This is a genomic window from Kutzneria sp. 744 (assembly GCF_000568255.1).
Classification (GTDB): Bacteria; Actinomycetota; Actinomycetes; order Mycobacteriales; family Pseudonocardiaceae; genus Kutzneria.
In genome coordinates, this window is sequence record NZ_KK037166.1 from 11,101,103 (window position 1) to 11,125,467 (window position 24,365).

Sequence of the window (24,365 nt, forward strand, 5' to 3'; positions counted from 1 at the left end):
TCCTTTCGAGGTGTCGACGCAGGCTCGCACGGCGTCGGCCGCTCTCGCACCGTCGCGCATCGGCGCACGCTCCTACGGGGTTTGCGGGGGTTGTCGAGAACCTACCCATCCGGGCGGGGAATGAGCATCAGTCATCCGACGGTGGATGTGTAGGTAGGCCATTACGTCATCCGGCGAATTGGCGGTGTCCGTGGCGCATGTGGCGCACGCTGGGCGATCGAACACCCCGTGTTGAATGCCGTTCCGCCCGGCGTTGTGAGGTCGCCGTGAAGGAGAACGTTCGCATTTCAACTTCCCGTAGCATAAAGGCGGGATAAGCGTCCGGCCAGAGCGAATCCCGCCTTCTTCGTGGCGTCGGCGTGTGATCTGGCCGGATGTGTGCGATCGCCCGTGCGGTCGGGGCGGCTAACTGGGCATGTGGCGCTCGAACCAGCCGACGACGCGGCTGAGGAAGTCGGTGACGGCGGGGTCGCCGTACACGTGCTCGGCGAAGGCCTGGCCGCGGCCGCTGCTACCGCGACAGTTGGGGTTCAGCACGGCATTGCCCCGTGACACCAGGAGAGGCGCCCAACTGAGCCACATGGCCCACTGGTTGCGGGAACGCCCAGATCGGGCCGCCGTGGAGCCGGCGGCGGAACGCGGGAAGTCGGTGCCGGGGTGGGCGATGGACGCCAACACCTCGTCGCCGAGCATCACCTGCTGCGGCAACTCGTAGTCGTCCCGGATGGTCAAGAACCCGCCGTCCGCGGTGAAAGCCCCATGGGGGTAGAAGGAATTGCCGCCGCAGTCGGACGATGCGGCCAACAGCTCGGTGACCGTGCCATGGGGGACGGAGATAGAGCCGGCCTGCACCACAGCGACATGACGGCCGTCGGGAGAACCGACGGGCAACTCCAGCTGACGGCCACGACGGCGTCCGAACCGGACCACCCGGCCTCCCAACAGTTCATGCCCTCGGGTGACACCCGAAGAAGGTCGCAAGTGTCCACTGTGTACACCCGCAGGGCCCGCCAAGCGTGCGAGGGCCGCGCCGGCGTGTTCTCGGTCATCGGTCCCGACACGCGGCCGTGCATCCAGGTGTCGTCCGCGAAGGCCGGCATCGCGTCGTTGGCCCCGGCCGCCGCGACCAGCGCCCGGATCGCCTCGTAGATCGCCGCCGCCCCGGCGCACACCTCACGCATCCGCGCGGCATCGCTGGCACGCCTGAAGGTGCGACCCGTTCGGCGCAGCGGCGGCGTGGCCGAAAGCGAGTCGCTCTCACGTACAGGTGAACCGGCTTGAGCCGGTGTCCGATGTGGCCGATGGTCAGATCAGCAGCGAACCACGGCGCAAACGGGGATGTGCCAACGCTCCCGGTGCGTCGCGCCGTCCACATTCGACTCTGCATAGGAGCCTGTGTGTCCACCAGACGCACCGTCGCGATGCTCGCGGCATCCATCGTACTCACCGGAGTGTTCGCCGCGTCGGCGCACGCCGACATCACACCGCCCCCGACGGGCGGCGACGACGGCCCGGCCGCCGACTCCTGCGTGCGGAAGGCCCCGCTCGGCGACCCCGACGACCCCCTGTCCGGGCTGTGCGCGATCCCTCGGCTCGGCCTCACCGAGACCTCGGAGGAGCGCCCGCCCTGCGACAGCTGTGAGCACGGCGGCGGCACCATCATCGACAGGATCGGCAAGAACGGCCTCGGCTACAAGGAGGGTCTGCGCAAGCACGACACCATCCTCGGCCTGGCCAACACCAAGGGCAACGACGCCTCCGCGCTGCTGACCGACCCCGACGCGCTCATCGCCGAGCTGGCCGAGCACAAGGAGGGCGAGAAGCTGCGGCTGTACGTCTACAGCAACGAAGCGGGCAAGTACGAGGTCTGTTCGCTGACCCTCGGCCCCGCCGGCTGACACAGGGCGGTCCCTGACCTCAGGGGGGAGGGAGGCCAGGGACCGCACGATCAGGATAGCCCCTCCCGGGCGGCTCAAACCACCAACCGCGCGGGAATTAGTCCACCAGTTCACGCTGTGAGAGGCGGACCTCCTCGATGTCGAGGCGGGCCTGGAGCTGACGGAGCACGGTGTCGTCGATGCGGCTCTCGTCCCGCAGCCGCACGACGGTGGCGCGCTTGCGGGCCAGCAGCGCCAGCCGCAGGGCGGTGTAGTGCTGGTCATGACGCAGCGCGGGGGCGTCGGCCTCGTCCTCGTCGCCGTCGTGGAGGACGTGAAGATGCTTCTCGAACTCGCGGTTCAGCCGATCGACGACGTCCGGGTCGGTGCCGAGCTCGTCGGCCACGATCGGCATGGCGGCCAGCGCCTCCTCGGTGGCGATCCGCTGGGCCAGCCGGCGTTCCTCGGCCACGGCGTTGTCGTCGGGCAGGTGGGCCCAGCGCACGACACCGGGCAGCACCAGTCCCTGCCCGACCAGCGTCACGATGATGACGCCGGCCGTGACGAACACGATCATGTCCCGGCCGGGGAAGGGCGCCCCGGACACGACGGTGTCCGGCACGGCCAGGGCGGCCGCCAGCGACACCGCCCCACGGAACCCGGACAGGCCGCTGACGATGCGGCTGCGATGGCTGACCCGGCGCAGCCGCTGCGACGGCCGTCGGTCGACGGCCCGGATGATGTAGACGCTGACGAACAGGAACACGATCCGCACGGCCACCAACACCACGCACACCACGGCCACGGTGAGCAGGCCGCGCAGCAGGCTGCCGCTGGCCAGCCCGCGCACGGCGGCGTGCGACTGCAGTCCGACCAGCACGAACAGCGCCCCGTTGAGCAGGAACGTGGCCAGGCCCCAGAAACCCTGTGACAGCTGGCGGGTCTCGGCCCGGCCGATGCGTGGCATGACCTGGCTCATGATCAGCCCGACGGTGACCACGGCCAGCACCCCGGACGCGTGGACGGCCTCGGCCAGCAGGAAGGCCAGGAACGGGGTGAGGATCATCGCCACGTTGCCCAGCAGCGGGTCCTCGATCCGCCGGCGGATCGGGATCGTCACCGCCGCCGTGACGACACCGGCCGCGATGCCGCCGACGTAGGCCAGCACGAACAGCCCGCCCACGTGCGGGACGGTGAATTCCTCCCGGCCGACGGTGATGCCCACGGCCAGCGCGAAGATCACCAAAGCGGTGCCGTCGTTGACCAGGCTCTCCGCCCGCAACGTGGTGATCAACCGGCGCGGCAGCATTCGGGCCAGCACGCCCACGGTCGTGGCGTCGGTCGGCGCGACCGCCGCGCCGAGCACCCACGCCGGCCCCCACTCCATGCCCAGCCAGTGCGCGGCCGCGGCCACCGCTCCGGCCGTCACGACCACCAGCACCGTGCTGACGAGCACGATGCCGCGCAGGTTGCTACGGATCTCGCGGAGCGAAGTGGACAGGCTTTCCCAGTACAGCAACGCCGGCAGGAACAGCAGCAGCACCACTTCGGACGGCAGCTGCACGCTCAGCACGTCCGGCACGAACCCCAGCAACACCCCGCAGGCCAGCAACACCACCGGCGGCGCGACCCGGAAGCGCTGCGCGACCACACCGGACACCAGCACCGCCACGCCCAGCGCCACCACGAGTTCAAGACCGAGCACGTCGACCTCCTTCGACCGCGGTAATCATGCCGCCTGTCGACGCACTCGGTGCACTGTGGAGGGTTACGGGGAGGTTCAGAGGCGTGGACCCGTGCTCGCCCGGGGCGTCAGCCGGGGCGGCAGCAGCCGGATTTCCGGCTGCGTGTGGCCGGCCACCTGGCGGAGGACCATCTCCACCGCCATCCCGCCCAGCTCCGCCGCCGGGACGGGGACGGTCGTCAGCGGCACGGCGCCGCTGATGGCCGCGGTGTCCGAACACACCGCCACCACCGAGAGGTCGTCCGGCACGCGCAGCCACCGCCGGTGCAGCTCGGCCATCGCGATCGGCAGCACGGCCTCGTTGTGCACGACGAGCGCGGTCGGCTCGCCGGCGAGCAGGGTGTCCAGGCAGTCGCGGACGGCGTCGTAGTTCGGCGCACACGGCCGGGCCCGCAGGTGCGTGCCGTGGCTGTTGGCGGCGTTGGTGATGCCTCGCAGGAATCGGCCGGCGGAGCTGGCGCCGCGCTGGTAGGCCGCGGGAGACGGGCCCACCAGCGCGATCGACCGGTGCCCGAGGTCGGCGAGGTGCTCGACACAACGGGCGCCGGCGGTCTCGTAGTCCAGGTCCACGCAGGTCAACCCGGCGGTCTGGTCCGGGGCGCCGATCAGCACCACCGGACGGCCCAGCGACAGCAGAGTCGGCAGGCGCGGGTCGGCCGACTCCACGTCCAGCACGATCAGGGCGTCCGCGATGGCCGAGGAGATCACCCGGCGCAGCGCGGTCGGGCCCTCGTCCTTGGTCAGCAGCAACAGGTCCTGGTCGCGGTCGCGGGCGGACGTGGCCACCGCGGCCACGAAGTCCATCACGGTCAGGTCCTCGCGCAGCGGCGCGACCAGCGCCAGCACGTTCGTGCGGCTGGTGGCCAGGGATCTCGCGCCGGCGTGCGGGTGGTAGCCCAGCTTGCGGATGCTCTGCTCCACCACCCGGCGGGTCTGCGGGGAGATCGACCGCTTGCCGCTGAGCACGTAGGACACCGTGCTCGGCGCGACGCCCGCCGCCCGTGCGACATCGATGATGGTCACCACGGAATTGGTCCCCTCGCACAGGTTGGAGCGCATCGACGTTCTATTCACGCTAGAACACGCGATCCCGCCTGTGCAAGAAGCAATTCGACACGTTCGAAACATTCGATGAACGGCCACTGAAAATGGTTGTCGAATCCGTCGAACGGGCATGTAGAGGACATCTGAATCGATACTGAAATGCGCGTTTGTCGGCCCAGGTCTGCACAATTGCTCTGTGTTACCCGCCCCATTCAATTCGCAGTCGCTGGCGTGGGCGTTCGAACCGGTTCAGTCGAGTCGCGGCGCGCCCGTTCGCCCGAAATTCGGTGGCGGTCGTTCCTAGGCTGATCGGGTGGTCGACACGAGCTGGAAGTGGGACGCGACGCTGTTCGCGGGCAGCGCCGCCTACTACGCGCGCGGAAGAACGCCCTACCCGACGGCGCTCGGCACGGCGCTGGCCGACGAGCTCGGTCTGGACGGAACGGGCCGGTGGTTGGACGTCGGCTGCGGGCCGGGAACGCTCACGCCGCACCTGGCCGACCGGTTCGAGCGGGCGGTGGGGATCGACGCCGACCGGGAGATGATCGAGGAGGCCTCCCGTTCCGGCGTCGCGAACGTGGAGTGGCGGCTGATGCGGGCCGAGGAGCTGCCGGCCGGGCTGGGGGAGTTCCGGCTGATCACCTTCGCCCAGTCGTTCCACTGGATGGATCGCGCCCTCGTCGCCGCCGCGGCCCACGGCATGCTGACCGCGGACGGGGCCCTGGTGCACGTCCACGCCACGACGCATCGTGGCATCGACGGTGGTGTGCCGTATGACGAGATCGGTGAGCTGGTGCGAAGCTTCCTCGGGCCGGTGCAGCGCGCGGGCCAGGGGACGCTGCCGAACGGCACCCCAGGCGGCGAGAGCGAGTTCTACCGGGCGGCGGGATTCCAAGGGCCGCACCGCATCGAGCTCCCGGGCCCGGCCGTCACGCGCGACGCCGACGACATCGTGGCGGCCGTCTTCTCGACGTCCAGCTCGGCCCCGCACCTGTTCGGCGAGCGGGCACAGGAGTTCGAGGCGGCGCTGCGTGAACTCCTTGGCCCACAGCCGTTCCACGAGCGGTTCGGCGACATCGCGCTCGACGTGTGGCGGCCATGAGACAACGGCAGTACTACGTCAACGAGGTCCGCCTCGGCCCCGACACGTTCCGGGTGATGCACCCGGCGAAACCGGTCGCCCACGGCCCGCTGTACGAGGCCTGGTCGGGCACGGAGATGCTGGTGAGCCGGGCCGGCGTCGTCGACCTCACGGTGGCCTGGTGGCTGGCCGCTCGCTCGCCGCGGACGCTGGTGTACCTGCCCCTGCGGGCCAGCGGCTGCCAGGCGGCCCCCGACTATCTGGAGCGGAAGCTGGACCTGGTGCTGATGCACCACAGCCTCGGTTTCCGGCCCGCCCGCTGGAAGGACGTCCGGGGCCGCCTCACGCCGACCGGCCTGCAGAAGGTCACGCTGCCGAAGAAGCCGTTCCCCGCCTTCGGCCGCCCCGACTACCTGCGCATGCACCACCGCGAGTTCCGGGACCACCTCCACCACAAGCTCGCCGCCGACACGCTGTTCCTGACCGGCAGCCGGCACGCGTTCGAACTCGAAGGCCACGGGATGTCGGAGCTGCTCGACGTGACCCCGGACTTCCATACCTGCGCGGAGATCGTCGTCGGCATATGGTCCGGCAGCGGCTCGCCGGTCGAGCGTCGAAACGCGCCGGAACTACTGCATGTCGTGTGCTGCACCGATCATTGGTGAGTGGGCAGGAAACGCGGTGCCCGCCGGGCCGCGGCGAGGCGTTCGAACGCGGTGGCGAGGGCGATGACCTCCGCGTCCTTGTCCTTGCCGGCCATGAATGACACGCCGACAGGCAGCGGGCCGTCGAAACCGGCCGGCACGGTGATGCTCGGGTAGCCGGCGACGGCGGCGGGCGTGGACGAGCTGATCTCGTACCCGTCGCCACGAACGTAGTCGGTGGGCCAGGCGGGGCCGTTGGTCGGAGCGATGATCGCGTCCAGCTGGTGGGCGGCGACCAGATCGTCGATGAGGTGCCGCGCCAGATCGCTTGCGGTGGCCCGTTGTTGGCGGTACGTGGCATCGGTGAGCGGCGGGGCGGTCTGCGCCTGGTAGAACAGCTCCTGCCCGAACTCGGACAGCTCGACCGGGTCGTCCTCGTTGAACGCGATCACCTCGTCCAGGGTCTGCGGTCCGCCCGGCCGGGTCGCCAGATAGGCGTCGAGGTCGTGCTTGAACTCCGCGACCAGCGCCGACCATTCGAAGCCGCCGAGCTTGTCCAGGTTGGGCACCGCCACGTCGACGAGAACGGCCTCGGCGCCGCGAAGGGTGTCCAAGGTGTGCTGCCAAACCTCCTCGACGCCGGCGATGGTCCACACGCCGATCCGCCTGCCCTGCAACGACATTGACGCCGGCACGTAGTCGCGGCCGGCCAGCACCGACAGGGTGATGGCGGCGTCGACGACGTGCCGGGCGAACGGGCCGGCGGTGTCCTGCTCGTGCGAGACGGGCACGATGCCCTCCCCGCTGACCACGCCCAGGCTCGGCTTGATGCCGACGATCCCGTTGGCGCCGGCCGGGGACACGATGGAGCCGTCGGTCTCCGTACCGATCGACACCTGGGCCAGCGCCGCCGCCACCGCGACCGCCGACCCCGACGAGGAACCGCTCGGATTCCGGTCCAGCACATGGGGATTGTTCGTCTGGCCGCCCACCGCCGACCAGCCGGACGTCGACTTCGTGGAGCGGAAGTTGGCCCACTCCGACAGATTCGCCTTGCCCAGGATCACCGCCCCCGCCTCCCGCAGCCGCCGCACCAACGGCGCATCCTGCTGCGGATTCATGCCGAGCAGCGCCCGTGACCCGGCGGTCGTCGGCATGTCGTGGGTGTCGATGTTGTCCTTGAGCAGCAAGGGAATCCCGTCCAGCGGCCCCAGCGCGCGGCCGGACCGCCGCCGCTCGTCGCCAGCCTCGGCCTGGGCGAGCGCGGTCGGGTCCAGGAAGACGATGGAGCTCACCTTCGGCTCCAGCTCCCGGATGCGCTCCAGGTACGCCTCAGTCAGCCGCACCGAGGTCAAGGCCCCGTCGGCCATCCGAGCCTGCAGGTCGGGGATCGTCGCCGCGTCGAGATTCACCGGCCCAGCCTAGGGAATCCCGCGCAAAGCGGTCCGGGCCGCCGCAGCGGCGGCCGGCCCGGACCGAAAAACCGTCACACTCAGACGTCGAAGCGGTCCAGGTCCATGACCTTGGCCCACGCCTGCACGAAGTCGGCCACGAACTTGGCCTTGGCGTCGTCGCTGGCGTACACCTCGGCGACGGCCCGCAGCTCGGAGTTGGAGCCGAACAGCAGGTCCACGCGGCTGCCGGTCCACTTGACGTCGCCGGCGGCGTCGACGCCCTCGTAGGTCTCCTCGTCGGAGCCCTTGCGCCACTGCACGCCCATGTCGAGCAGGTTCACGAAGAAGTCGTTGGTCAGCGACCCGACGTTCGACGTGAACACGCCCAGCGGGGACTGCTGGAAGTTGGCGCCCAGCACCCGCAGGCCACCGACCAGCACGGTCATCTCGGGCGCGCTCAGCGTGAGCAGGTTGGCCCGGTCGACCAGCAGGTACTCGGACGGCAGCCGGTTGCCCTTGCCGCGGTAGTTGCGGAAACCGTCGGCGGTGGGCTCCAGGGCGGCGAACGACTCGGCGTCGGTCTGCTCGGCCGTCGCGTCGGTGCGGCCCGGCGTGAACGGCACCGTGACGTCGTGACCGGCGGCCTTGGCCGCGGCCTCGACGGCGGCGACGCCACCGAGCACGATCAGGTCGGCCAGCGAGACCTTCTTGCCGAAGGAGGACTGCACGCCCTCCAGCGCCCGCAGGACCTGCGCCAGGTTGTCGGGCTCGTTGACGTCCCAGCTGCGCTGCGGCTCAAGGCGGATGCGGGCGCCGTTGGCGCCGCCGCGCTTGTCGCTGCCACGGAACGTGGACGCCGACGCCCACGCCACGGACACCAGCTGCGACACCGACAGGCCGGTGCCGAGGATCTGCGCCTTGAGGGCGGCGATGTCGGCGTCGTTGATCAGCTCGCCGTCGACGGCCGGCACGCGGTCCTGCCAGATCAGCTCCTCCTGCGGCACCAGCGGGCCGAGGTAGCGCTGGATCGGGCCCATGTCGCGGTGGGTCAGCTTGAACCAGGCGCGGGCGAACGCGTCCGCGAACTGGTCGGGGTTCTCGTGGAACCGGCGCGAGATGGGCTCGTAGATCGGGTCGAAGCGCAGCGCCAGGTCGGTGGTGAGCATCGTGGGCGTGCGGTTGAGCTCACCGGTCTCCGGGTCGGGGAAGGTGTTCGCGCCCGCGCCGTCCTTCGGCTTCCACTGGTTGGCGCCGGCGGGGGACTTGGTCAGCTCCCACTCGTAGCCGAAGAGGTTGTCGAAGAAGCCGTTGTCCCACTGGGCCGGCGTGGCGGTCCAGGTGACCTCCAGGCCGGAGGTGATGGTGTCGCGGCCCTTGCCGGAGCCGAAGGCGTTGCGCCAGCCCAGGCCCTGCTCCTCCAGCGGCGCGCCCTCCGGCTCGGGGCCGACGTTGGCATCCGCGTCGGCCGCGCCGTGTGTCTTGCCGAAGGTGTGGCCGCCGGCGATCAGCGCGACGGTCTCCTCGTCGTTCATGGCCATCCGGCCGAACGTCTCACGGATGTCGCGGGCCGAGGCCAGCGGGTCCGGGTTGCCGTTGGGGCCCTCGGGGTTGACGTAGATCAGGCCCATCTGCACGGCGGCGAGCGGCGCCTCCAGGTCGCGGTCGCCGGTGTAGCGGTCGTCGCCCAGCCAGGTGGTCTCCGGGCCCCAGTACACGTCCTCGTCCGGCTCCCACACGTCGGCGCGGCCGCCGGCGAAGCCGAAGGTCTTGAAGCCCATGGTCTCCAGCGCGCGGTTGCCGGCGAAGACCATCAGGTCGGCCCAGGAGATCGACTGGCCGTACTTCTGCTTGACCGGCCACAGCAGACGGCGGGCCTTGTCCAGGTTGGCGTTGTCCGGCCAGCTGTTGAGCGGGGCGAAGCGCTGCATGCCGGCGCCCGCGCCGCCGCGGCCGTCGTGCGTGCGGTACGTGCCGGCGCTGTGCCAGGCCATGCGGATCATCAGGCCGCCGTAGTGGCCGAAGTCCGCCGGCCACCAGTCCTGCGAGGTGGTGATGACCGCGTCCACGTCGCGGGCCAGCTCGTCCAGGTCGACGGAGGCGAACGCGGCCGCGTAGTCGAACTCCTCGCCCAGCGGGTTGGCGACCGCGGGGTGCTTGCGCAGGATCTTCAGGTTGAGCTGGTTGGGCCACCAGTCGCTGTTCACGCCGCCCTCGGTGGGGTGCTTGAAGCGCCCGGTGACCGGGCACCCGCCAGCGCTGGGGTCGTTCATCTCTCCAACAACGGCGTCGGGCTTGTCAGACACGGGAATCCTTCCGGAACTTGAGGTACGGCGTTACGAGATGGGCGCCGCGGCGCAGTCGGAGCACTGGCCCCAGTAGATGACTTCGGCCTCGTCGATCACGAAACCGTGCTCGTCGGAGGCGGTCAGGCAGGGTGCGGAGCCGACGGCGCAGTCCGCGTCGGCGATGACTCCGCAGGCCCGGCACACGACATGGTGGTGGTTGTCCCCGACCCGGGACTCGTAGCGGGCCACGTGGCCGGCCGGCTGGATGCGCCGGATCAGCCGCGCGTTGGTGAGGACCTTGAGCACGTCGTAGATGGCCTGGTGGGACACCTCGCCCGCATCCGTGCGCACGGCGCCGAGAATCGTGTCGGTGTCGGCGTGGGGATGGGCGTGCACCGCGGTCAGCACCGCCACCCGGGGCCGCGTCACCCGCAGCGCGGCCCGGCGCAGCATCCGCTCGTAGTCCGAGGAGGTGGGCACGCCGGCAGTCTGGCCCACTTTCTGGAATCAATCAAGTTTTTGTGGGCTTCTAGCAGGTGGACAGGCGTGTCGCCAGTGGGCCGGACGGGGTAGTGCGTCCGCATCGGACGGGTATCGCGTCCGACGGCGGGGTTGACCCGTCCAGTCGATCTTGAACCTAGCGCAGCGGCCGGCAGCGGCCGCCGCGGGGTGTCGGCCCGATCGGGAATTCGATCTCGCCGAATGCGGTTAATTCGTCTCGACGAGCAACCGTCAATAAGCGGGCACTGCCCATCCTCCCGTCATCCGATGAGCCCTTCGCGGCAGCACGCCGACCTTTTACTCCGTTCAGTCGGCTCGGATTCTCCGGCAATGATATAGCCTCATCTCCGCAGTGCGACCGAATTGTCGCGCATTTCGGAGGGAATTATGCGTGGTGCGTTGGCCATCGCCGGCCTCGTCCTGTCGTTGTTCACACCCGTGACCGATTCGCAGACTTCGTCGCCGCCGCCCGGAAAGATCACGCTCGATATCAAGACCATCAACGGTTCCGGCTGCCCGGCCGGCACCGCGGACGCCGCCGCCGTGGTCTCGTCCGACAACACGTCGTTCACCGTCACCTACAACAACTTCGTCGCCCGCACGGGTGGCGGCGCCTCGGCGATCGACCAACGCAAGAATTGCCAGATCAACGTGCTCGTCCACGTTCCGCAGGGCTTCACCTATGCGATCGCGGAGGCCGACTACTCCGGATTCGCCCATCTCGCCGCCGGCGCGACGGCGCTGGAACAGGCCAACTACTACTTCGCCGGCACCGCGGCGACGGCCCGGGTTCCGCACACGCTGACCGGCCCGTTCGACGGCCAGTGGCAGACCAAGGACGTCACCGATGTGGCCGCCCTCGTCTACGCCCCCTGTGGCGTCGACCGGAATCTGAACATCAACGCCGAGTTGCGGGCCGGCGTCGGCACCTCGGACCGCAGTGCCGGCAGCTTCATCGAGATGGACACCTCGCACGCCAGCGTCAGCACCATCTACCAGTTCGCCTGGAAGGAGTGCTGACCGGAGCCGCATGTCTCGGGGGCGGATTCCCGGCGGGGATCCGCCCTCAGTTCCGCGGCGGGCACGGTCGCTGGCCATAATCCCGCCCTGGCGGAGAATTCCGAGCGGCACGCCGGCTGGCTGGAGCTGTTCTACGACCTGCCGTTCGTGGTGCTCATCGCCCAGCTGGCCCATTACGTCGTCGAGGATCCGGCGCTGTTCGCCGGCGCGTACACCGCGTGCCGGTTGGCGGTGATCGTATTCCGGATCGTGGCCGGGCGGAAGTGGCCGGCCGGCGGGGCGAACTGGCCGCTGCTGGTCTCGGCGGTCCTGTGGGTCGGCCCGATCTTCCTCGAACCGCCGCTGGCCTATGTGCCGTGGCTGGGTGGCCGAGAAGACCATGAGCGCCCGCCGCGACGAGTCGTACCGGCTCACCGTGCAGATCTTCGTGGTCGGGCACTTCCTGCCGGTGGTGACCCTGGTCGCCTTCGCCGCCGGCCTCAACGGCCTGGTCGCCGCCGGGGCGGAGGGCCATGACGCCGGCGAGCTCCTCCGGCTGTGCGCGGCCACGCTGGCCGTCTATCTGATCGACAATGCCGTCATCGGGCGGACGGCCATGCGTTGGTCGATCCGGCGCGTGCTGGGCTGGCTCACGCCCAACATCGTCGTGTTGGTGCTGCTCACGGTGTTCGCCGACGAACTGCCGCCGGCCGCCGCGCTGTTGCTGATCACGCTCGTGCTGACCGCCGAGACCCTGCCGCGGGCCAGGCGCACCGCCCACGCGTCAGCCGGCCAATAGCGGCAGATACCCGTCGCGCTGCCCGGCCGCGTTGGGGTGGAACGACCCCGACACGTCCGGGAACAGCACGCCGTTGATCCACTCCTCGCGGCCGCAATAGCCGTGCCCGGCAAAGGCCGGCCGCGCGTCGACAAAAACGGCCCCGGCTTTCACGGCCCGGTCCCGCATCACGTCCGCGAGCCGATCGGCGCCCTCGTTCAACGCCCGTCGCTTGTCCGTGCTCAGCGGACACGGGCCGTTGTCCTCTACAACATGCGGATATCCCAACACCACCAGCCGGGCATTGGGAGCCTTGGCGTGAATCGCCTGGAACGTCGACGACAGGCTGTCGCCTAGCGGCCCGTCGATGACCACCTCGGCCTGCCGCACCTTGTCGACGCAGGCCTCGTCGCCGCTGAGCACGCACGTCGTCATCACGTCCGAGAACCCGACATCGGTGCCGCCGACGGTGATGCTCACCAGCGACGTGGCCGGAGTCAGATCCCCGAGCTGGTCGTTGACGACGTCGGCGGTGCCGGCCCCGCTGCACGCCGCGAGGTGGGCGTTGACCAGGTGCTGCTGTGCCGCGTACAGGCTGGGGTAGGCCTCCGGGCTCCGTCCACACTGGCCGGTGGAGCCGGAGGTGCCCACCCCCGCCGCGTAGGAGTCGCCCAGCGCCACGTACTCCGGCGCGAACGACCCGTGCGGGCCGGTCATGATCAACGATCCGATCAGCAACGCCGTGAGTCCAGGCATGGAATGTGAGTACCACACACCATGTCACCCGGACCGGTGAATCTCAGGCCCGCAGCTGCCGATCGAGGTCCCGCAGCGCGTGCAGGAACACCTCCGAGAACGTCGGGAACGGCTGGATCACGTCGAGCATGACCTCCAGCGGCACCTTGGCCCGGATGGCCACGGTGGCCTGCTGGAGCCATTCCCCGGCCTCCGGGCCGAGGGCGTAGGCGCCGGTGAGCACCGAGCCGTCGGAAACCAGCGTGAGGAACCCGGGAGTCGTGTCGTAGGCCCGCGTGTAGGTGGAGGTTCGTGGCACGCCGGAGAGCTGGATGGTCGACGTGAACGTCCCCTCGGCGGCTCCGACGGCGGCGGCCTGCGGGTCGGTGAACACCACGCGCGGCACGGCGTCGTAGTTGATCGTCCGCGGGCGTCCATGGATGTTCGAGGCCACGATCCGCCCGTGGTACTCGCCGACGTGCGTGAGGTTCCACTGCCCGGTGACGTCGCCGATGGCCCACAGCCCGTCGCCGGCCGACATCCGGTCATCGACGGGGATGCCGTGCGGATTCGCTTCCACGCCAACGGTTTCCAGGCCGATGCCCGCCACCCTAGGCTTGCGGCCGGTGGCGACCAGCAGCTTGTCCGCGCGGAGCTGGGTGTCGTCGGGCAGGTCCAGCACATACTCGTCGCCCTCCATGCGAGCCCCGCTGGCGTGCTGGCCCAGCACCAGCTCAACACCGTCGGCGATCAACGCCTCGGCCAGGGCCTCGCCCAGCGCCTTGGGCTCGCGAGGGAGCACCCGGTCGGCCCCGTCGACCAGCGTCACCTGCGAACCGAGGCGGTGGAACGCCTGGGCCAGCTCCACGCCGGTCGGGCCGCCGCCCAGCACCAGCAGACGGCGCGGGATCTCCTTGGTCCCGGTGGCCTCGCGGTTGGTCCACACTCCGTGCAGTTCACGAAGGCCGGGAACGGGCGGGATCACGGGGTCCGAGCCGGTGGCGATGACGATATGTTCGGCCGTGAACGTGCGGTCGCCGACCGCCACCGTATGCGGGCCGGCCAGCCGGTTCGTGTCGCGCAGCACCTCGATGCCGGCGCCCTCGGCCCACTTCTGCTGGCCGGCATCGTCGTAGGAGGAGACCATGAAGTCCCGCCACGCCAACACGGCGGCCGCGTCGACGGGACCGGTCACCGCCTCCCGCGCGCCCGGCACGTGCCGCGTCCCGGCGACGGCCTCGCCGGGGCGCAGCAGTGTCTTGGACGGGATGCAGGCCCAGTACGAGCATTCGCCGCCGAGCAGCTCCCGCTCCACGATGGCCACCCGCAGACCGCCCTCGGCGATGGCGGCCGCGCAGTGCTCTCCGGGCGCACCACCCCCGAGGACCATCGCGTCGAATCGGCTGCCGGCGTTCACTTCTGCTGCGCCTGAACCAGGTACTGGGCATACCACGACGGCCAGTCGGCGTCCTCATGGCCGAGTTGCTTCTCGTGCTCGCCGTGCGCCGCGGCGGCCCGCCGCAGCGCCTCGGCCAGCTCCGTCGAGTCCTCGTACGTCGCGCTCATCGTCACTCCCGACCGGGCAGGCGGCTGGTGATCTCCTGCAGGACCCACTCGTTGCCGTCGGGGTCGCTGAAGCGGGCGAACGAGGAGTAAGTGCGGCGCTCCGGGTCCGGGCCGGCGACGTCCTTCTCCCCGTTGGCGTGGTGGAAGACGCCGTCGGCGTCGTGGAACACCTCGCTGACCTCGATGCCCCGGCCGGTCAGCTCGGCGTAGGCCTTCTCGATGTCGTCCACGACCAGGTGCAGGCCCTGGGCGGAGCCCGGCCGCGCGCTGCTGATCTTGGCCCCGAAGATCACCGAGGCCTTCGACCCGGGCGGCGTCAGCTGGATCACGCGGAAGCCGTCCTTGCCGGGGAAGTCGGCGTCCTCGCGCCAGCCCAGCCGGGTGTAGAAGGCCTTGGCCCGGTCGACGTCGGAGACGGGCAGAACCACGACCTCAAGCTTCATGTCCATGGTCGGACTCCCTGTTTCGGGGCCATCCCGTGATGACCGCTGGCCCAAGGCTGCGCCCCCGGCGAGGGCCCTCGCACCCGTGTAACACCCTGGTCCCGGGGACCCCAGGGTCCCTGGGCCCTAGTCGTCGAGCACGCGCTTGAGCAGGTCGCGCAGCTCCCGCCGCTGGTCGACGGGCAGGGTGGCCAGGGGATCGCGGGCGAACGGCATGTTGTCGTCGAGGTCGGCGATGACCGCCAGGCCCTCGTCCGTGGCCGCCACGAGCCTGCCGCGGCGGTCCTCGGGGTTGGGGCGGCGCTCCAGCAGCCCGGACTCGGCCAGCTTGTCCACGATCGGCGTGACGTTGGACGGCTCGGCGTGCAGCACCTCGGCGATGCGGCGCATCGGCACCGGCGTCCGGGCCGCCAGCAGGGCCTTGGCCTGCATCGGGGTCAGCCCGTGCCGAGCGGCCGCGGCCTGGGCTTCCACCGTGTAGCGGCGGGTGATGGCGGCGATGAGGCCGACCACTTCGGCGGTTGTGTCCAGGGCCACGTCTCCCTCCAGGTCGTTATGAAGCATAATGGTTATGGTAGATAACTAACGAGAGTAGGGCGACATGACCGACACCGTTCTCATCACCGGCACATCCTCCGGCATCGGGCTGACCACCGCGATCGCCGCCGCCAAGGCCGGCTGGCGGGTCGTCGCCACCATGCGCGACACCGGCAAGGCCGAGGCACTGCGCGCCGCCGCCTTCTCGGCCGGCGTCGTCGACCTGATCGACATCCGTCCCTTGGACGTCGTCGACGCCGCGGCCGCCTCCGCCTGTGTCGAGGGCATCGTCCGGGACCACGGCCGTCTCGACGCCGTGATCAACAATGCCGGCGTCGGCCACCTCGGCACGTTGGAGCAGGAGACCGTCGACGACGTCCGCACCGTGTTCGAGGTCAACTTCTTCGGCGTGCTCAACGTGACCAAGCCCGCCCTGCCCCACCTGCGCGCCTCCGCCGGCCGCCTGCTCACCGTCACCAGCGTCGGCGGTGTCGTCGGGCAGCCCTTCAGCGAGTCCTACTGCGCCGCCAAGTTCGCCGTCGAGGGCTACATGGAATCCCTCGCGCCCACCGTCGGCGCCCACGGCGTCCGCGTCACCGTCGTCGAGCCCGGCGCCGTCGCCAGCGAGTTCGTCACCAACGTCGCCTTCGACCCCGCGCAGCTGGAGTCCTTCGGCCCCTACGCTCCCCAGCTCCGCAACGTCCTCGACCACATCGGCGGCGCCTTCGCCGCCGCCCAGTCCTCCGACGACGCCGCCGCATCCATCGTCTCCACTCTCACCGCCGACAAGCCTCCCTTCCGCGTCCAGACCTCGGATCACGCCAGGACCTTCAGCGCCACCAAGCTCTCCGACCTCGACGGCTCCGCCGTCCAGAACATGACGGCTGCTTGGGTGTCGTGAGTGTTGCGGGGGAGGGCGTGCCGGCGGCGGCACGCCCTCCGTCGGGTTGTCGTCCGTTCGTGGACACGGCGGGTGACGTGTGGGGAATTGGCGGAAAGGGCGGAAGTGCTTGGCGCGCTGGCGATGTTGAGGGACCGGCGGGACGGATGAAGTCGGCCTAGGACAATGCCGGCGGGGAGACAACGGCAGGGCGAAGCCGCTCTAGGACTCGCGGTTCAGGAACTGGGCGGCTTCGGCCAACACCCGGTGGGAGATGCCGGGGTCCTTCTGCTCGGCGGCGGCGACGCCGCGCCACTTGGCCAGCAGGACGCGGGTGCTGGTGAGGTCACCGGAGCGGGCGGCCTCGCGGCGGACGACCGCGAGCTCGTTCTCGAACTCGGGACGGAGCAGAGGCGGCAGCGCGGGACCGAGGGCGGAGAGCTCGGCCGAGAGGTCGGCGGCCGTCATGTCCACGGTGGACGGAAGCATGCCAAGGACGGTAACGGGCAAGGAAAAGTGGCGCTAGCTGACCGGTGTCGGGAGGCAACGGAAAGGGCACGGACGGTCGGACGGGAAAGGCCCGGGAGACGGAGCCTCCCGGGCCTTTCGACCGAAACGGACTCTAGCCCTTGCGAATGGCCTCGATGATGCGCGGCCGCAGCTCGGCGGCGCTCACGACGGCGTCGACGGAGCCGACCTCGACGGCCCGGTGCACGCTGTGCACCCGGTCGAACTCGGTGGCGACCTCGCCCAGCTTCTCGGTCCGCACCGACGACCGGACCTCGGCCAGCTTGGCGCTGAGCTCGGCCCGCTCGGCGCCGGAGGTCTCGGCGATGCGGGCCTCCAGGTCGGCCACCCGGGTGTCGGTGGAGGTGCGGCGGTTGACGTCAGCGGTGAACACCACGGCCGCGGCCGGCGCGCCGCCGATGACCGAGGCGAAGGAGCCCTCCACGGCCAGCACGGTCATGTTGGGGTTCAACGCCTTGGAGAACACCACGAACGCGCCGCCGTGGTAACGGGAGATCACGCTGAACACGATCGGGCCCTGGAAGTTGACGATCGCGCGGCCGATCTCGGCACCGTACTCCAGCTGGAGCTTGCGCATCGACTCCGGGGAGCCGTCGAAGCCGGACAGGTTGGCCAGCACCACCAGTGGCCGGTTCCCACTGGCCGAGTTGATGGCCCGGGCCGCCTTGCGCGACGACTGCGGGAACAGCGTGCCGGCGGTGTAGGTGTCGGGGCCGTCGGTGGGAGGGAAACCGCGCCGCTGCACGGACTTCGACTCGATCCCGAGCAGACACACCGGCTGCCCGCCCAGGTGCACGTCCTGCACCACGGCGGTGTCGGCGTCGGCCATGCCGGCCCAGCGCTCCAGCACGGCGTGGTCCTGGTCGGCCACGGCCCGCATCACCGTGCGGATGTCGAACGGCTTCTTGCGGTCCGGGTTGGCCGCCGCCGAGAAGATCTCGCCGACGGTGGCGAAGTCGGTGCCGAAGGTGTGCGGGAACGACGAGATGTCCCGGTCCACCGGGTCGGTGCTGCCGGCCGCCCGCGGGGTGGCCTCGCCCGGCGCGACGTAGGTGTGCTCGTAGTGGGCCATCAGCACGTCACGGGCGCCGCTCAGGCTCGGGGCCCAGTACTGCGCCTGCCCGTTGGGGCCCATGACCCGGTCGTAGCCGCCGATGCCGAAGTTGTCCTCGGCCGACACGCCGCCGGAGAAGTCCAGCGCCTGCTTGCCGGTCAGCACCATCGCCGAGTCCGGCGTCATGACGAGAATGCCCTTGGTGTGCATGAGCATCGTCGCCTCGGCGTTCCAGTACGGCTGCGCGCCGACGTTGATGCCGGTGACCACGATGTTGATCTCGCCGCCGTCCTGGGTGAACTCGACGATCCGCTTGAGCGCGGCCGCCACCCAGTCCATGTTCTCGGTGCCGGAGTCCATCGAGATCCGCGCGCCCGAGGACAGCGCGAACCACTCCACCGGCACCCGCATCTGCTCGGCCAGGTCCAGCGCGGCGATCACGCGGCGGCACTCCGGCTCGGACAGCGCGCCCAGCGACTTGGTGGGGTCGCCGAGCAGCACCACGCGCTTGACGCCCTCGGGGTAGCGCTCGGTCGGCGTGCTCACCACACCGGCGACCATGGCCGCCTTGTTCTGTCCCTTGGGCCGGTCCACCGGGACCAACGCGTTGTCGGCGTTGAGGTCGTGCTCGGTGAACTCGCCCAGCAGGCCGGTCAGCTCGTACGGGTAGACGGTGTTGCGGCTGCTGGCCCGCATCACCTTCAGGCGGTAGTCGTCCAGCGGCTCGACCACGTCGACGGGGGGCTCGACGACGTCCAGCGTGGTGCCGCCGGTGGCGTCGAAGGCGATCCGCACCGCGATCTTGGTCAGCGCGCCGGTCTCCCGGTCGCGCCGCCGGGCGATGAGCAGGATCTCCTCCAGGCCCGCGCCGGCCGTGGTCGGCAGCACGCGCCCGGCGATCATCTCCAGCTCGGCCCGGGTCATCTCGCTGGCCGGCCACACGTAGATGACGATCCGGTTGGTGGTGAACCGGTTCTTCGACGGGCGGCGGGACTGCGCGCGGCGGATCGAGTCGAGGCAGGTGGCGACCGCGTCCTCGGCGGTGGGCAGGGCGACCAGGCGGCCGTCGTGCTCACGCAGCTCGGTCAGGTCCCGCACCTGCGCGAAGGCGACCAGCCGGTCGTCGGCCGGGTTCTCCCGGGCGACGGCTTGGAACAGGTACACCTCCTCGTCGGAGGACGGCAGGCGGGTCAGCTCGAACTTGCGCAGCCGCTCCAGCTGCATGCGCTGCGCGATGTACGGGTGCAGGCCGCGGATCAGCCGCTCCTCGGTCAGGCCCGCGGTGGACGGCCGGAACGTGAAGTGGTGGTGCATCACGGCGCCGCCGCGGCCGGCCACGGTCGCGGTGACCCGGCGGACCTGTGTGGGCAGCGGGTGGGCGCTGATGACCTCCAGCAGCTCCGCGGCCATGGCGTCGTGGTCCTCGGGCTGCTTCTCCCACGCCAGGTAGATGTCGGCGTCGACGGCCTCGTCGCCGGCGGCCAGCTCGGCCAGGCCCCGCAGCGCCCCGCCGAGGGCGTCGAAGCTGACCGCGGCCGACGCGATCCGCGCCCCGGCACGGGAAGCGACCACGAACGTGCAGCCGGCGACCTCGCTGCGGCGCACGTCGGTGGTGCCCTTGTTGCCGTAGTAGCGGCGGATCAGCACTTCGAGCATGGTGGCGTTGTCGAGATCGGCGCGGATCAGGCGCTGCCCGAGCAGCCGGACCAGCGGCTCGGTGCTGGCGACCATCTCGGCCACGCGCTCGGCGCGGTCCGGCGAGTCCGGGTGGGCGTCGAGGTGCCGCAGGTGGTTGCGCACGGCGGCGTACACGCGGGCCCGGTTGCGGCGCAGCAGCGGCTGGCCGAACCACGCGAACACGACGCCGCGGGCCAGGTCGGAGACCGCCGGGAAGCGGACCTGGGTGGCGGCGACGAGCCGCTCCAGGGCCAGACCGGTGGGCTCACGCAGCGCCTCGTCCGGCGGCAGCTCCCGCAGCCACGAGCGCAGCAGCGTCGTGACGACGCCTGCGTCGGAGGACGCGCGCTGCTGGGCCAGGAAGATGCGGAAGACCGCCGTCTCCAGCTCCGGCGTGCGGTCCAGCTCGGTGACGCCGTAGTGGGCCAGCACCTTGGACAGCTTGGCCTGGAACGCTTCCGGCAGGCCGGCGCGCTCCACGTCCAGGCTCTGCAGGTAGGTGTGGAAGTACTCGCGGGCGCTGTAGGAGTGACCGTCAGCTTCGCCGGTGGGGCGGTTGCGGGTCAGCTCGGCCAGGTCGGCGAAGACGTCCAGCAGCGCCAGCTCGTCGGCCAGCGGCCGGTGGCCGTCCTCGGTGGCCTCGGTGCGCGCGGCCATGTAGTCGGCCAGCACGCGGCGCTCGTCGAGCGGGTCGACGTCGAAGCCCAGCAGCAGGTTGCGGAGGTCTTCCTGGCCACGGGCGAGGCGGTCCAGCGCCGGCTCGGTCATGGCGGCCGCGGGCAGGTCCAGCTCGACTGCCTGGACCTCGGCGGCCTGCTCGGCCTCGTCGTCGGCGATGGGCTCCAGCCGCAGCAGCGGGGCGCCGGTCGGCACCTGGCTGCCCACCGACACCGGGCGCTCCTTGAGGCGGGCCTTGAACGGCGCACGCAGCACCGTCTCCATCTTCATGCTCTCCAGCACGATGATCGGCGCGCCGGCCTCGACCTCGTCGCCGACCTCGACCGGGGTGGAGACGACCAGCGCCGGCGCGGGGGAGCGGACGACGCCGCCCTCGTCGCGGCTGACGCGGTGGGCCACGCCGTCGACCTCGACCATGTGGATCGGGCCGTGGGTGCCGGTCAGCAGGGAGTGCCGGGAGCCGTTGACCCGGATCTGGCCGCTGTGGTGGTCGAAGCGGTCCAGCACGACGTCGGCGGTGCGGACGTCCTCGCCGGCCTCGATGGCCACGCGGAACCGGGTCGCGCCGACGCGGGCCACGCGCACGCGGTATCCGACGCCGCGGAGCTTGAGGTCCAGCGGGCGGCCGCTCTCGTGCTGCACCTGGGGACGGCCGCCGAACGCGGTGGACAGCAGGCGCTGGCGCTCGACCCGCTCCTCTTCCTCATACGCCTCGATGGCGGCGGCGGCCAGGGCGACGGAGGAGTGGCGGTGCGAGACCAGGCGGCCCTCGGCGCGGACGCGGTCGATCCAGCCGGTGTCGGCGCTGGCGTCGATGACCTCGGGCTGGTCGAGCAGGTCCAGCACGAAGCTCTTGTTGGTGGCGCCGCCCTCGATGATGACCCGGGTCTCGGACATGGCCCGGCGCAGCCGGCCCAGCGCCTCGTCGCGGTCGCGGCCGTAGGCGATGATCTTGGCGATCATCGAGTCGAAGTCGGCCGGGATGGTGTCGCCCTCGCTGACGCCGGTGTCGACCCGGATGCCCGGGCCGGCCGGCAGGTCCAGCCGGGCGATGCGGCCCGGGGACGGCGCGAAGTCGCGGTCGGGGTCCTCGGCGTTGAGCCGGGCCTCCACGGCGTGGCCCAGCTCGGCCGGCTGCGGGCCGGTCAGCTTGCCGCCGGCCGCCACGTGCAGCTGCAGGCGCACCAGGTCGGTGCCGGTGGTGATCTCGGTGATCGGGTGCTCGACCTGGAGGCGGGTGTTGACCTCGAGGAAGGCGAACAGCTTCTCGCCCGGGTGGTACAGGAACTCCACGGTGCACGCGCCGCGGTAGCCGACCTTCACGGCCAGCCGCTCGGCCGAGCGCTTCACCTCGGCGGTCTGCTCCGGGGCGAGGACCGGCGAGGCCGACTCCTCGATGATCTTCTGGTTGCGTCGCTGCACCGAGCAGTCGCGCACGCCCAGCGCCCACGCCGTCTCGCCGTCGGAGATGACCTGGACCTCGACGTGGCGCGCGCCGGTGACCAGGCGCTCCAGGAACACGACGCCGGAGCCGAAGGCGCGCAGCGCCTCCTGGCTGGTGCGCTCGTAGGCGTCGGCCAGCTCGTCGGCCGAGGCGACCTTGCGGATGCCGCGCCCACCGCCGCCGGCGGTGGCCTTGAGCATCAGCGGGTAGCCGATGTTCTCGGCGGCGCTCAGCGCGCCCTCCAGGGTGGCGACCTCGCCGCGGCTCCACGGCGCGACCGGGACGCCGACCTCCTCGGCGATGAGCTTGGCGCCGATCTTGTCGCCGAGCTGGCGCATCGCGTCCGGGCTCGGGCCGACGAAGGTGACCCCGACCTTCTCGCACACCTCGGCGAAGTTCGGGTCCTCGGCGACGAAGCCCCAGCCCACCCACGCCGCGTCCGCGCCGCTCTCGACCAGCGCCTGCTCCAGCTTGGCGTAGTCGAGGTACGGGCGGGCCGAGGCCGGGCCCAGGTCGTAGCCGAGGTCGGCCTCGCGCACGAACGTGGCGTTGCGGTCGGCGTCGGTGTAGAACGCGACGGTCTCGATGCGCGTCCCGGTCTCCGCGGAGAGATCCCGGACGGCGTGGATCAGCCGCATCGCGGCCTCTCCGCGGTTGACGATGGCGACACGACTGAACACCGACCGAGCCTCCTACTAGACACGTGCGGGGCCGACGGACCCCACTCCCACCCTGAACACTCTCGTGTATCCGCCAGTGGCGAAATGCTGCAAGTGACGGTGCACGGCACCGGAAGTTGTAGAGACCCCACAAAAGATGACGCCAGTCACAGGGACGCCGGCCGGCCGCCCGGCCACGGCGGCGTGTCGCGCTGGACAACCGGGGTTGTCGCGGTTCCTCGCGCGCATGGCGTCCTCTTCGGCCGGTGGTCGTTGGCACTGCCGGGCGCTCGCGCGCCCGGCGTGCAGTCTCCCCCACGAGCCTTTAGGGGAACTCGCAGTTCGCACAAATATGACTGGGAGCTGGCGAAAAACCAGCCCCCGCCTGATGTCAGCTTGTGGCCACCAGCGCGGCGCTGCCGGCCGGGAGGTCGACCGTGACCGTCCCACCGCGCACGGTCACGTGCTTGGGCCTCGGCGCGAACTGACCGCCCTTGCCCACGGTCGCGCCGGCCAGGGAGATGGCTGTCGAGTCGAGGCTCGGGGCCGTGAGCAGGTACTCCGCCGCTTTGTGGGCGGTCGTGGACAGCTTGACCGTCACGTGGATGGCCGTGGTGCCCGTGTTGTTGACGACGACGTTGCGGCCGATGCCCCAGGCCGTCACGTTCGGCGCGCCGGTGACGGTCGCCGCGTGCAGGCTGCCGGTGCCGGCCAGCTTCCACAGCAGCTGTCCGTAGTAGACGCCCTGCACGCCGATCGGAGTCAGGCCGTCGAACACGATCGGGGAGTACGTCAGCGGGAACTGCGAGGAGGTGCCGCCGTGGAAGTTCACGCCGTCGCCGTGGTTGGCCGCGATGCCGTGCATGTAGTCCAGCGACCACAGCGCCGCCGCCTGCACGTCGCTGACTCCCTTCGCGCCGCCGTGGAAGTACGAGTTGGACTCGGTGATACGCCACCCCGGCAGGCCGTTGGCGACGGTCACGTTCTGCATCGCCGCCTCGTTGTTGGGCAGTCGGCCGCTCGTGTTGGACGCCAGCAGCGCCGGGATGGAGGCCGTGGTGTTGTTGCCGATGTAGAGGTGCGTGGACAGCAGCCGCAGGCCCTTGTCCTTCTCGTGCGCGGCAAAGGTGCTCGCCCACGCCGTCGAGTCGGCCTGGCCCGGGCCGTCGAACACCGCGTCGGGGACCTTGGCGCGGATCGCCGCCGTGTAGGCCTCGAACGACGCCTCGTAGGCCGCCTCGGTCGTGTAGACGTTCGGCTCGTTGCCGATCTCGAACGCGATCACGTTGGCGCCCAACGCATGTGCCGCGAACTCGGCCTCGTCGGCGGCGTTGGCCGGCGTGTTGGTCTTCAGGTTGATCCCGTAGATCACCCGCCAGCCGGTGGCCTTGACGAACCCGGCCAGCCTGGCGACGTCCGCCGGCGCCACCTCCTTGTCCGAGCCGCCGGCGCCGGCGGGGTTCCAGTTCACCTGGTCGCCCAGGTTCCCACCCAGCCGCAGCACGCTCGGCCCCAGCCGGCGGAACAGCTTCACCAGGTCCGTGTCCTTGGCGTCGAACAGGCCCGCGCCGACGCGGTCCTTCTCGTAGCTGAAGCCGGCGAAGCCGCGCTCGACGCTGCCGCTGGACGCCTTCGCGATCTCCACCGTCACCGGCGTCGGCGGCGCCGGGCTGGCTGCCAGAACCGTGAGCGAGGCGAGTGTGGTCGCCAGGATGTGGGCGAGTGCCATCGGGTCTCCCTTGGTCGGGGCAACCGGGCGGCACGGATGCCGCCGGCGACTATAGATCCGATGTATCAGGGTCGTAAAGCTTTGCAAC

Annotated in this window: 21 protein-coding genes; 7 read left to right on the top strand and 14 right to left on the bottom strand. The window is 70.7% G+C overall.

Annotated features, from left to right (window positions below; genetic code table 11):
- Positions 1 to 405: 405 nt before the first annotated feature.
- Positions 406 to 930, bottom strand: a complete 525-nt coding sequence (locus tag KUTG_RS50310; RefSeq protein ID WP_157495371.1) for an alpha/beta hydrolase — start codon at positions 928 to 930, stop codon at positions 406 to 408.
- 51 nt (positions 931 to 981) lie between these two features.
- On the opposite strand from KUTG_RS50310, the gene KUTG_RS60115 reads away from it, so the two are divergent.
- Together KUTG_RS60115 and KUTG_RS50315 are read left to right on the top strand one after the other, a co-directional pair.
- The gene (locus KUTG_RS60115) at positions 982 to 1,149 is read left to right on the top strand and encodes a hypothetical protein (RefSeq protein WP_157495372.1); all 168 of its coding nucleotides are present in this window, start codon (positions 982 to 984) and stop codon (positions 1,147 to 1,149) included.
- A gap of 248 nt (positions 1,150 to 1,397) precedes the next feature.
- A complete protein-coding gene (locus KUTG_RS50315) occupies positions 1,398 to 1,898 on the top strand; it encodes a PDZ domain-containing protein (protein ID WP_157495373.1) in 501 nt (166 codons plus the stop codon).
- A gap of 97 nt (positions 1,899 to 1,995) precedes the next feature.
- On the opposite strand, the gene KUTG_RS50320 is transcribed toward KUTG_RS50315, so the two are convergent.
- Together KUTG_RS50320 and KUTG_RS50325 are read right to left on the bottom strand one after the other, a co-directional pair.
- The gene (locus KUTG_RS50320) at positions 1,996 to 3,582 is read right to left on the bottom strand and encodes a Na+/H+ antiporter (protein ID WP_043727111.1); all 1,587 of its coding nucleotides are present in this window, start codon (positions 3,580 to 3,582) and stop codon (positions 1,996 to 1,998) included.
- Between the two features lie 75 nt (positions 3,583 to 3,657).
- Positions 3,658 to 4,647, bottom strand: a complete 990-nt coding sequence (locus KUTG_RS50325) for a LacI family DNA-binding transcriptional regulator (protein ID WP_043733639.1) — start codon at positions 4,645 to 4,647, stop codon at positions 3,658 to 3,660.
- Positions 4,648 to 4,978: 331 nt separating this feature from the next.
- Between KUTG_RS50325 and KUTG_RS50330 the strand changes: the two genes are divergently transcribed.
- Entirely contained in the window at positions 4,979 to 5,767 is a 789-nt protein-coding gene (locus KUTG_RS50330) for a class I SAM-dependent methyltransferase (RefSeq protein ID WP_043727113.1), read from the top strand.
- The gene (locus tag KUTG_RS50335) at positions 5,764 to 6,411 is read left to right on the top strand and encodes a hypothetical protein (protein WP_043733641.1); all 648 of its coding nucleotides are present in this window, start codon (positions 5,764 to 5,766) and stop codon (positions 6,409 to 6,411) included. Before KUTG_RS50330 ends, KUTG_RS50335 begins: the two co-directional genes overlap by 4 nt.
- Here the strand turns inward: KUTG_RS50335 and KUTG_RS50340 are convergent.
- The 3 genes from KUTG_RS50340 to KUTG_RS50350 form a co-directional block, all read right to left on the bottom strand.
- Positions 6,402 to 7,802: an amidase family protein gene (locus KUTG_RS50340; protein ID WP_369794607.1), complete on the bottom strand. Its 1,401-nt coding sequence runs from the start codon at positions 7,800 to 7,802 to the stop codon at positions 6,402 to 6,404. The two genes, KUTG_RS50335 and KUTG_RS50340, sit on opposite strands and share 10 nt — an antisense overlap.
- 80 nt (positions 7,803 to 7,882) lie before the next feature.
- Entirely contained in the window at positions 7,883 to 10,087 is a 2,205-nt protein-coding gene (katG, locus tag KUTG_RS50345) for a catalase/peroxidase HPI (protein WP_043727115.1), read from the bottom strand.
- Positions 10,088 to 10,117: 30 nt separating this feature from the next.
- Positions 10,118 to 10,549 (bottom strand): Fur family transcriptional regulator, encoded by a 432-nt coding sequence (locus KUTG_RS50350; protein ID WP_043733642.1) that lies wholly within the window; start codon positions 10,547 to 10,549, stop codon positions 10,118 to 10,120.
- 408 nt (positions 10,550 to 10,957) lie between these two features.
- On the opposite strand from KUTG_RS50350, the gene KUTG_RS50355 reads away from it, so the two are divergent.
- The gene (locus KUTG_RS50355; RefSeq protein WP_043727117.1) at positions 10,958 to 11,590 is read left to right on the top strand and encodes a DUF4360 domain-containing protein; all 633 of its coding nucleotides are present in this window, start codon (positions 10,958 to 10,960) and stop codon (positions 11,588 to 11,590) included.
- 364 nt (positions 11,591 to 11,954) lie between these two features.
- Positions 11,955 to 12,368 (top strand): low temperature requirement protein A, encoded by a 414-nt coding sequence (locus KUTG_RS50360; RefSeq protein ID WP_198047649.1) that lies wholly within the window; start codon positions 11,955 to 11,957, stop codon positions 12,366 to 12,368.
- On the opposite strand, the gene KUTG_RS50365 is transcribed toward KUTG_RS50360, so the two are convergent.
- The 5 genes from KUTG_RS50365 to KUTG_RS50380 all read right to left on the bottom strand — a co-directional run bounded on the left by KUTG_RS50365 (position 12,354) and on the right by KUTG_RS50380 (position 15,655).
- On the bottom strand, positions 12,354 to 13,103 hold the full coding sequence (locus tag KUTG_RS50365) for an SGNH/GDSL hydrolase family protein (RefSeq protein ID WP_043727122.1): 750 nt from the start codon (positions 13,101 to 13,103) through the stop codon (positions 12,354 to 12,356). The genes KUTG_RS50360 and KUTG_RS50365 overlap by 15 nt on opposite strands.
- Positions 13,104 to 13,146: 43 nt before the next feature.
- Positions 13,147 to 14,499 carry a dihydrolipoyl dehydrogenase family protein gene (locus KUTG_RS50370; protein WP_232241376.1) on the bottom strand — a complete coding sequence of 451 codons (1,353 nt, stop codon included), beginning with the start codon at positions 14,497 to 14,499 and terminating at the stop codon, positions 13,147 to 13,149.
- Positions 14,496 to 14,648: a hypothetical protein gene (locus tag KUTG_RS62730; RefSeq protein ID WP_198047650.1), complete on the bottom strand. Its 153-nt coding sequence runs from the start codon at positions 14,646 to 14,648 to the stop codon at positions 14,496 to 14,498. The genes KUTG_RS50370 and KUTG_RS62730 overlap by 4 nt, the downstream gene beginning before the upstream one ends.
- Positions 14,649 to 14,650: 2 nt before the next feature.
- On the bottom strand, positions 14,651 to 15,097 hold the full coding sequence (locus KUTG_RS50375; RefSeq protein WP_043727123.1) for a VOC family protein: 447 nt from the start codon (positions 15,095 to 15,097) through the stop codon (positions 14,651 to 14,653).
- A gap of 120 nt (positions 15,098 to 15,217) precedes the next feature.
- A complete protein-coding gene (locus tag KUTG_RS50380) occupies positions 15,218 to 15,655 on the bottom strand; it encodes a MarR family winged helix-turn-helix transcriptional regulator (RefSeq protein WP_052396407.1) in 438 nt (145 codons plus the stop codon).
- A gap of 37 nt (positions 15,656 to 15,692) precedes the next feature.
- On the opposite strand from KUTG_RS50380, the gene KUTG_RS50385 reads away from it, so the two are divergent.
- A complete protein-coding gene (locus KUTG_RS50385) occupies positions 15,693 to 16,529 on the top strand; it encodes an SDR family NAD(P)-dependent oxidoreductase (protein WP_043727124.1) in 837 nt (278 codons plus the stop codon).
- Between the two features lie 201 nt (positions 16,530 to 16,730).
- On the opposite strand, the gene KUTG_RS50390 is transcribed toward KUTG_RS50385, so the two are convergent.
- The 3 genes from KUTG_RS50390 to KUTG_RS50400 all read right to left on the bottom strand — a co-directional run bounded on the left by KUTG_RS50390 (position 16,731) and on the right by KUTG_RS50400 (position 24,277).
- Positions 16,731 to 16,997, bottom strand: coding sequence for a DUF6247 family protein (locus KUTG_RS50390; RefSeq protein ID WP_043727127.1), 267 nt, complete (start codon positions 16,995 to 16,997; stop codon positions 16,731 to 16,733).
- Between the two features lie 133 nt (positions 16,998 to 17,130).
- Entirely contained in the window at positions 17,131 to 22,569 is a 5,439-nt protein-coding gene (locus tag KUTG_RS50395) for an ATP-binding protein (RefSeq protein WP_043727129.1), read from the bottom strand.
- 370 nt (positions 22,570 to 22,939) lie between these two features.
- Positions 22,940 to 24,277 carry a glycosyl hydrolase family 79 C-terminal domain-containing protein gene (locus tag KUTG_RS50400; protein WP_043727132.1) on the bottom strand — a complete coding sequence of 446 codons (1,338 nt, stop codon included), beginning with the start codon at positions 24,275 to 24,277 and terminating at the stop codon, positions 22,940 to 22,942.
- Between the last annotated feature and the right edge of the window lie 88 nt (positions 24,278 to 24,365).

Excerpts from the sequence above, each read along its gene's own strand:
- KUTG_RS50375 (WP_043727123.1), bottom strand. The coding sequence starts at position 15,097 with ATGGACATGAAGCTTGAGGTCGTGGTTCTGCCCGTCTCCGACGTCGAC.
- KUTG_RS50385 (WP_043727124.1), top strand. The coding sequence starts at position 15,693 with ATGACCGACACCGTTCTCATCACCGGCACATCCTCCGGCATCGGGCTG.
- KUTG_RS50390 (WP_043727127.1), bottom strand. The coding sequence starts at position 16,997 with ATGCTTCCGTCCACCGTGGACATGACGGCCGCCGACCTCTCGGCCGAG.
- KUTG_RS50380 (WP_052396407.1), bottom strand. The coding sequence starts at position 15,655 with ATGCTTCATAACGACCTGGAGGGAGACGTGGCCCTGGACACAACCGCC.
- KUTG_RS62730 (WP_198047650.1), bottom strand. The coding sequence starts at position 14,648 with ATGAGCGCGACGTACGAGGACTCGACGGAGCTGGCCGAGGCGCTGCGG.
- KUTG_RS50365 (WP_043727122.1), bottom strand. The coding sequence starts at position 13,103 with ATGCCTGGACTCACGGCGTTGCTGATCGGATCGTTGATCATGACCGGC.
- KUTG_RS50335 (WP_043733641.1), top strand. The coding sequence starts at position 5,764 with ATGAGACAACGGCAGTACTACGTCAACGAGGTCCGCCTCGGCCCCGAC.
- KUTG_RS50355 (WP_043727117.1), top strand. The coding sequence starts at position 10,958 with ATGCGTGGTGCGTTGGCCATCGCCGGCCTCGTCCTGTCGTTGTTCACA.
- KUTG_RS50400 (WP_043727132.1), bottom strand. The coding sequence starts at position 24,277 with ATGGCACTCGCCCACATCCTGGCGACCACACTCGCCTCGCTCACGGTT.